The following is a 6572-nucleotide window of genomic DNA, read 5'->3' as shown; positions in this document are numbered from 1 at the left end:
GCATGTCCTCTTTAGGTTCACCCACCGCCAGGCCGCCCACAGCGTACCCATCAAAGCCAATCTCTACCAGACCTTTAACCGAGACATCTCGTAAATCTTCGTAAACACCGCCCTGAATAATGCCGAACAACGCATTTTTATTGCCAAGCGAATCAAAGCGATCGCGGCTACGTTGCGCCCAGCGCAGCGACATCTCCATCGAACGCTTGGCGTAATCCCAATCGGCTGGGTACGGGGTGCATTCATCGAAAATCATTACTACGTCAGAACCGAGATCGAACTGAATCTCCATCGATTTTTCTGGATCGAGGAAGATGGGATCGCCATTGATCGGGTTACGGAAATGCACGCCCGCTTCGGTGATCTTACGGATATCGCCAAGGCTGAAGACCTGGAAGCCGCCGGAATCGGTGAGGATCGGGCCTTGCCAGTTCATGAAATCATGCAAATCGCCATGCAACTTCATGATCTCCTGGCCTGGGCGCAGCCACAGATGGAAGGTGTTGCCGAGCAGGATCTGTGCGCCGGTTTCTTTTACTTCTTCCGGCGTCATGCCTTTCACCGTGCCGTAGGTGCCAACCGGCATAAACGCCGGGGTTTCCACTACGCCACGATCAAAGACCAGACGGCCACGGCGCGCGCGCCCGTCGGTAGTATCTAATTCAAATTTCACATTAACCTCTAATCAGAGAAACAGTCTGATTCAATTACGCACCGACGGTTTCGTCTGGTGCTTGTGGATTACGGGTGATGTACATCGCATCCCCGTAGCTAAAGAAACGGTACTGCTCAGCCACCGCGCTGTGATAAGCCGCCATGGTGTGTTGATAACCGGCAAACGCCGACACCAACATAATCAGGGTCGATTCCGGCAAGTGGAAGTTGGTGATCAGCGCATCGATCACCTGATAGTGATAGCCGGGATAGATGAAGATTTGCGTGTCATCGAAGAACGGCGCAATCAGCGCATCCTGGCTGGCCTTAGCTGCGCTCTCCAGCGAACGCACCGAAGTGGTGCCGACCGCCACCACTTTGTTGCCGCGTGCTTTACACGCCAGCACCGCATCGACGACCTCTTGCGGCACTTCGGCATATTCGGCATGCATGATGTGATCTTCGATGGTTTCCACGCGTACCGGCTGGAAGGTGCCTGCGCCGACGTGCAGCGTAACAAACGCCATCTCCACGCCTTTTTCTTTCAGCGCCGCCAGTAACGGTTCGTCGAAGTGCAAACCGGCGGTAGGTGCCGCAACCGCACCCGGACGCACGCCGTAGACGGTTTGATACAACTCGCGATCGGCATCTTCGTCAGGACGATCGATATACGGCGGCAGCGGCATATGGCCAACGCTGTTGAGGATATCCAGCACCGCGCGGTCGTCTTCGAAGGCAATTTCAAACAGCGTGTCATGGCGCGCCACCATCGTGGCTTTGACGCTTTCATCATCGCCAAGCAGTAATTCCGCGCCCGGCTTTGGCGCTTTCGAGGCGCGCACATGTGCCAGCACACGTTTGTCGTCCAGCATGCGCTCAACCAGCATCTCGATTTTCCCGCCGCTGGCTTTACGGCCAAAGACACGTGCCGGAATCACGCGGGTGTTGTTGAACACCAGCAAATCGCCCGGATTGAGCTTATCCATGACGTCAGTAAACACGCCGTGGCTCAGCGCCCCGCTTGGGCCATCCAGCGACAGCAAGCGGCAACCGCTACGCTGCGCCTGTGGATAGTGGGCGATTAAGGATTCTGGCAACTCAAAGGTAAAATCGGCTACGCGCATGCATCACTTCTTCAGGACTTAAAATCAGGCGGCATAGTTTAGCGGAAAAGCGGCAAATTCTGAACAACTGGCTGAGTTTCTGTGATTCTGTCTATAATGCGTGCCATGAACTTTCTCGCACACCTCCATTTAGCAGATCTGGCAAACAGCTCGCTGCTGGGCAATCTCATGGCCGACTTCGTGCGCGGCAACGTGCAATCGCAATGGCCCGCGCCGGTGGTGGACGGCATTGCGATGCATCGTCGCATCGACGTATTGACCGATAATCTGCCGGAAGTGCGTGAAGCGCGTCAGCTATTTCGCGCAGAAACGCGCCGCGTAGCGCCGATCACACTGGACGTGATTTGGGATCACTTCCTTGCACTGCATTGGGATCAATTCACGCCAAGCCAATCGCTGGCCGCGTTTACCGCCGAGGCGGAAAACAACATTGTGCCGCAACTGGCTGGCACGCCAGAGGGGTTCATTGAGTTGAATTCGGTGATGTGGCGTGAACGCTGGTTCGAGCATTACGCCGAACCTGCGCGGTTGCAGCGTGTGCTAAGCGGCATGGCGCACCGCCGCCCACGTCTGGCGGCGCTGCGTGATTCTTACCAGGATTTTGTTGATCACTACGATCGGCTTGAACCGCTGTTCTTCCAGTTTTATCCCCGCTTGATGGCCGACGCCCGCGCACAACAGTTGTAACTTCAAGACCTGTCTGTTGGACTGGAAAAGGCTGGCCCCCTACCCTGCGTGACCGAAATACTCGCTCACGCTCAGGGAATTCTTACATGCAACATTACATTGCCAACTGGCTCGCAGAAGCCGGTATTCATTACCCCAACATATTGGCGTTGGGGATCGTTATTACCATTATCTTCGCCATTTCACTGTTCACGCACGGCATCCTGCACCGCGCCATTTTGCCGCTGCTGCGTCGCCGCGCCGAGAAAAGTCAGCGCCAATGGCCGAAAACGCTGATCAACAGCCGCTTGTTCAGCCGCTGCGTGTGGTTGATGCAAGGCGTGTTATTTAAGCTGCAAACTGAAGCTTTCCTGCATGACAGCACGCAACTCTATGCCGCGCTGCTGATTTTTGCGCAATTGTGGATGATGGTGTTTGCCCTGCTATTACTGTTTTCGCTGCTGGATTTGCTGCAACAGCTCAGCACCAACAGCGTGCTGGCACAGCAATTACCGCTGCGCGGGATTATTCAAAGCGTAAAATTGATTGCCGCGATTTTAATGGTGATCATGATCATCTCACTGTTATTGGGCAAATCACCGGGCGTATTGATCACCGGTCTGGGTGCCATGACGGCGGTGCTGATGCTGGTATTTAAAGATCCGATTCTCGGTCTGGTCGCTGGTATTCAGTTAGCTGCCAATAATATGCTCAAGATGAATGACTGGCTGGAAATGCCAAAATATGGCGCGGATGGTTCCGTGATTGATATTTCGCTGACCACGGTAAAAGTGCGCAACTGGGATAACACCATCGTCACGATTCCCGCCTACGCCTTAATTTCTGACTCATTCAAAAACTGGCGCGGCATGTCTGAATCTGGCGGGCGTCGAATTAAACGCAGCGTGCATATAGATACCACCAGCATCAAATTCCTCGATGAGGAATTAATGAATCAATTGAAAAATGCCCACTTGTTAACGCCGTATTTGCACAGCAAGAATGAAGAAGTGGCAGCATGGAATGCGCAACTTGAATGTGATTTAAATTCGCCGCTGAATGGGCGTCGTCTGACCAATGTCGGTACCTTCCGCGTCTGGCTGCAAAGCTGGCTGGAACAACATCCGCGTATCCACAAAGAGATGACCTTGATGGTGCGTCAATTGGCGCCAGGTGAAAACGGCTTGCCGCTCGAAGTGTATGTTTTCACCAGCACCACGGTGTGGAAAGAGTACGAGAATATTCAATCGGATATTTTTGACCATATTTATGCCGTATTACCGACCTTTGGTTTGCGCGTGCATCAATCACCCACCGGAAATGACATGCGCCAAATCGGCAAATAAACCCAGCTTTAATCCGCCTTCTCACCTCGCCGGTCAGCGTAATTAAAATTTTCGCTGACTGGCTTCTTTCTCCTCTTGTCAGTCGCAGCCATCTACGGCTTAATGAAACCTTTCTTAACTTTTGTTAAGTCTGTCACACAGCTAACGTGCCAATTTTGGCGCTTGTAGTTGCTTCGTCAGTCAGAAAATCATAAGAGGGAAAGATGTCATCAGCCACGCTTACCGAATTGGATGCACGCTATCATTTCGCCCGCGATGTAGCGAAAGCCGCCGCCAGCCGCGCGTTATCCTGGTATCAGCAACGTCATCAATTAGTGATTGAACACAAGAAGGATTTGCAGGATGTGGTCAGCGAAGCGGATCGCAACGTTGAGCAACTGGTCAAGCATCTGATTCACGAACGTTTTCCTGATGACGCAGTACTCGGTGAAGAGAGCGGCGGTGAAACTAGCGGCGCGCGGTTTATCTGGGTGATCGATCCGATTGACGGCACCAGCAGCTTCCTTAACGGTTTGCACAATTGGTGCGTTTCGTTAGCCATTGTCTGTGAAGACGAGCCGGTGATTGGCGTGGTCTGCGATCCCAATCATCATGAAATGTTTCATGCCTGCCGTGGTAAAGGCGCGTGGGTCAATGACAAACGCATTCAGGCGCATAGCGCACAACAACTCGATCAGGGCCTGCTGGGTCTCAGCAGCTCTAACAGCCAACCGATTGCACCGCTCACCGCCTTTATTGGCGCGTTATTGACGCAAGGCGGCATGTTTATCCGCAACGGTTCAGGAGCGTTGATGAGCGCGTGGGCAGCAGCAGGACGCTTGATTGGTTACTACGGAGCGCATATGAATCCGTGGGATGGTTTACCTGGCATTGTGTTAATGCGCGAAGCGGGCGGCATCAGCAACGATTATCTTATTAATCACGGTTTGCAGAATGGCAATCCGGTATTACTGGCGAATGCGGTGATATATCCACAATTGAAAGCACTGCTGCCGGATCATCCGTCGCTATAATAATTTCACTGCACGCCGGACTTCAGAATTTATCCGCATTACGTTAAGTCGATTTATTTACGTCGGCTTAACTTTTCCCCTCGCATTAGGTTAGCCAGATAAACGTTATTGAATCGGCGATCTGCGAATATTCTATATTTTTCTCTTCATGCTGATTAGCGCAGGAAAACGCGTATTCTGGCAGCGTCAATCATCCCTTAGATATATGTTTACTTTTCTCCTTTGTAACTTTTTCGGCGACAGGATGCGCCGAATTATTTTTTGGAAAAATATGTAGATTAAAAATTGCGGGTCGCCATCGTAGGGTCGCCATTTATGGTGACCAGGTGCGCAAGAATGCGCACCCAACCATTAGATATGCATTATCCCTTACGCTTTTTCACCAATGGCCACGCCAGCAGCAACAGCGCAATCCACGCGAAGCCGACATACAGCGACACGCGCGTATCCGGGAAGTAACCAATCAAGCCAATAATAAAGGCCAGGAACAGTACGCCGAACCATGCGGTGGCGCTACCGCCCGGCATGGCAAACTGCAATTTACCGGCCTCTTCTTTGCCAATTTTGCGGCGGAAAGCAATCTGCGACAGCAAAATCATGATCCACACCCACACGGTGGCAAAAGTCGCCAATGAGGCAATCACCAGGAACACTTTTTCCGGCATCAGATAGTTGAGATACACCGCAACCAACATCGCCAGCATCATCACTAATACCGTGACCCACGGAATGCCGCGATTAGAGACTTTCTGGAATACCTTCGGTGCGTGGCCTTGCTGCGCCATGCCGTGCAGCATACGTCCGACGCCGAATACATCGCTGTTAATCGCCGACAGTGACGCCGTCAATACCACAAAGTTAAGAATCGATGCGGCGGCGGCAATGCCTAAATGCTGGAAGGTCAGCACAAACGGGCTGCCGGAAGTGCCAACCTGATTCCACGGATAAATCGACATAATCACGAACAGCGTGCCGACATAAAACACCAGAATACGCATCGGTACTGAGTTAATGGCGCGTGGAATCGACTTCTTCGGATCTTCCGCTTCGCCCGCGGTGATGCCGATAATCTCAATGCCGCCGTAAGCAAACATCACCATCTGCAATGACAGCAGCATGCCGACGATGCCGTGGGCAAAGAAACCGCCGTTGGTCCACAGATTGTGGATGCCGGTGGGTTGACCACCGTTGCCGATGCCCCAGAAAATCATGCCGAAACCGGCAACGATCATGATGATAATGGTGGCGACTTTGAAGAAGGAGAACCAAAACTCCACTTCGCCAAACACCTTCACGCTCATCAGGTTAATCGCGCCGATGATCAGCACCACGCTCAGCACCCAGATCCAGTGCGGCACCTCGGGGAACCACACGCCCATGTAAATACCAAAAGCCGTTACGTCGGCAATCGCCACAATCAGGATTTCAAAACAGTAGGTCCAGCCGGTGATGTAACCCGCCAATGGGCCAAGGTAATCCTGCGCATAGCGCGAGAACGAACTGGCCTGCGGGTTGTTTACCGACATCTCACCCAGCGCGCGCATGATGATGTACGCCACCGCACCGCCGATGATGTACGCCAGCAGCACGCTGGGTCCCGCCATTTTGATGGCATCAGCCGAGCCGTAAAACAGCCCAGTACCAATTGCCGATCCCAGCGCCATAAAGCGAATGTGACGCGTGCTCAGTCCACGTTTGAGCTTGTTGGTTTCTTGCATAACTCTCAGTACCTTGAAAATGAAAAACCACGGGCGAGCCCGTGGTCGGAA

6 protein-coding genes are annotated in these 6572 nt (G+C 52.7%); 3 read left to right on the top strand and 3 right to left on the bottom strand.

Annotated features, from left to right (window positions below; genetic code table 11):
* Together tgt and queA are read right to left on the bottom strand one after the other, a co-directional pair.
* Positions 1–673: tRNA guanosine(34) transglycosylase Tgt (gene tgt / locus ABDW13_RS16545; RefSeq protein WP_343553646.1), on the bottom strand; the 673-nt coding region annotated here is incomplete at its 3' end.
* A gap of 34 nt (positions 674–707) precedes the next feature.
* Positions 708–1778: a tRNA preQ1(34) S-adenosylmethionine ribosyltransferase-isomerase QueA gene (gene queA, locus ABDW13_RS16540; RefSeq protein WP_343553645.1), complete on the bottom strand. Its 1071-nt coding sequence runs from the start codon at positions 1776–1778 to the stop codon at positions 708–710.
* Positions 1779–1883: 105 nt separating this feature from the next.
* Between queA and ABDW13_RS16535 the strand changes: the two genes are divergently transcribed.
* The 3 genes from ABDW13_RS16535 (at position 1884) to ABDW13_RS16525 (ending at position 4803) form a co-directional block, all read left to right on the top strand.
* Entirely contained in the window at positions 1884–2465 is a 582-nt protein-coding gene (locus ABDW13_RS16535) for an ACP phosphodiesterase (protein ID WP_343553644.1), read from the top strand.
* Between the two features lie 86 nt (positions 2466–2551).
* Complete coding sequence (locus tag ABDW13_RS16530) at positions 2552–3790, top strand: mechanosensitive ion channel family protein (RefSeq protein ID WP_343553643.1); 1239 nt, start codon at positions 2552–2554, stop codon at positions 3788–3790.
* Between the two features lie 203 nt (positions 3791–3993).
* On the top strand, positions 3994–4803 hold the full coding sequence (locus tag ABDW13_RS16525) for an inositol monophosphatase family protein (RefSeq protein ID WP_343553642.1): 810 nt from the start codon (positions 3994–3996) through the stop codon (positions 4801–4803).
* Between the two features lie 362 nt (positions 4804–5165).
* Here ABDW13_RS16525 and proY read toward each other — a convergent pair whose 3' ends face one another.
* Positions 5166–6521 carry a proline-specific permease ProY gene (gene proY, locus ABDW13_RS16520; protein WP_343553641.1) on the bottom strand — a complete coding sequence of 452 codons (1356 nt, stop codon included), beginning with the start codon at positions 6519–6521 and terminating at the stop codon, positions 5166–5168.
* Positions 6522–6572: the final 51 nt, after the last annotated feature.

Origin of the sequence: Pantoea sp. (assembly GCF_039594315.1) — a bacterium.
GTDB lineage: Bacteria > Pseudomonadota > Gammaproteobacteria > Enterobacterales > Enterobacteriaceae > Pantoea.
The sequence above is the reverse complement of the archived record's forward strand: the minus strand, read 5'-3'. Positions and strand labels throughout refer to the sequence as shown.

Bases quoted from the DNA above. Each gene is read 5' to 3' on its own strand.
- queA (WP_343553645.1), bottom strand. From the start codon at position 1,778: ATGCGCGTAGCCGATTTTACCTTTGAGTTGCCAGAATCCTTAATCGCC.
- ABDW13_RS16530 (WP_343553643.1), top strand. From the start codon at position 2,552: ATGCAACATTACATTGCCAACTGGCTCGCAGAAGCCGGTATTCATTAC.
- ABDW13_RS16525 (WP_343553642.1), top strand. From the start codon at position 3,994: ATGTCATCAGCCACGCTTACCGAATTGGATGCACGCTATCATTTCGCC.
- ABDW13_RS16535 (WP_343553644.1), top strand. From the start codon at position 1,884: ATGAACTTTCTCGCACACCTCCATTTAGCAGATCTGGCAAACAGCTCG.
- proY (WP_343553641.1), bottom strand. From the start codon at position 6,521: ATGCAAGAAACCAACAAGCTCAAACGTGGACTGAGCACGCGTCACATT.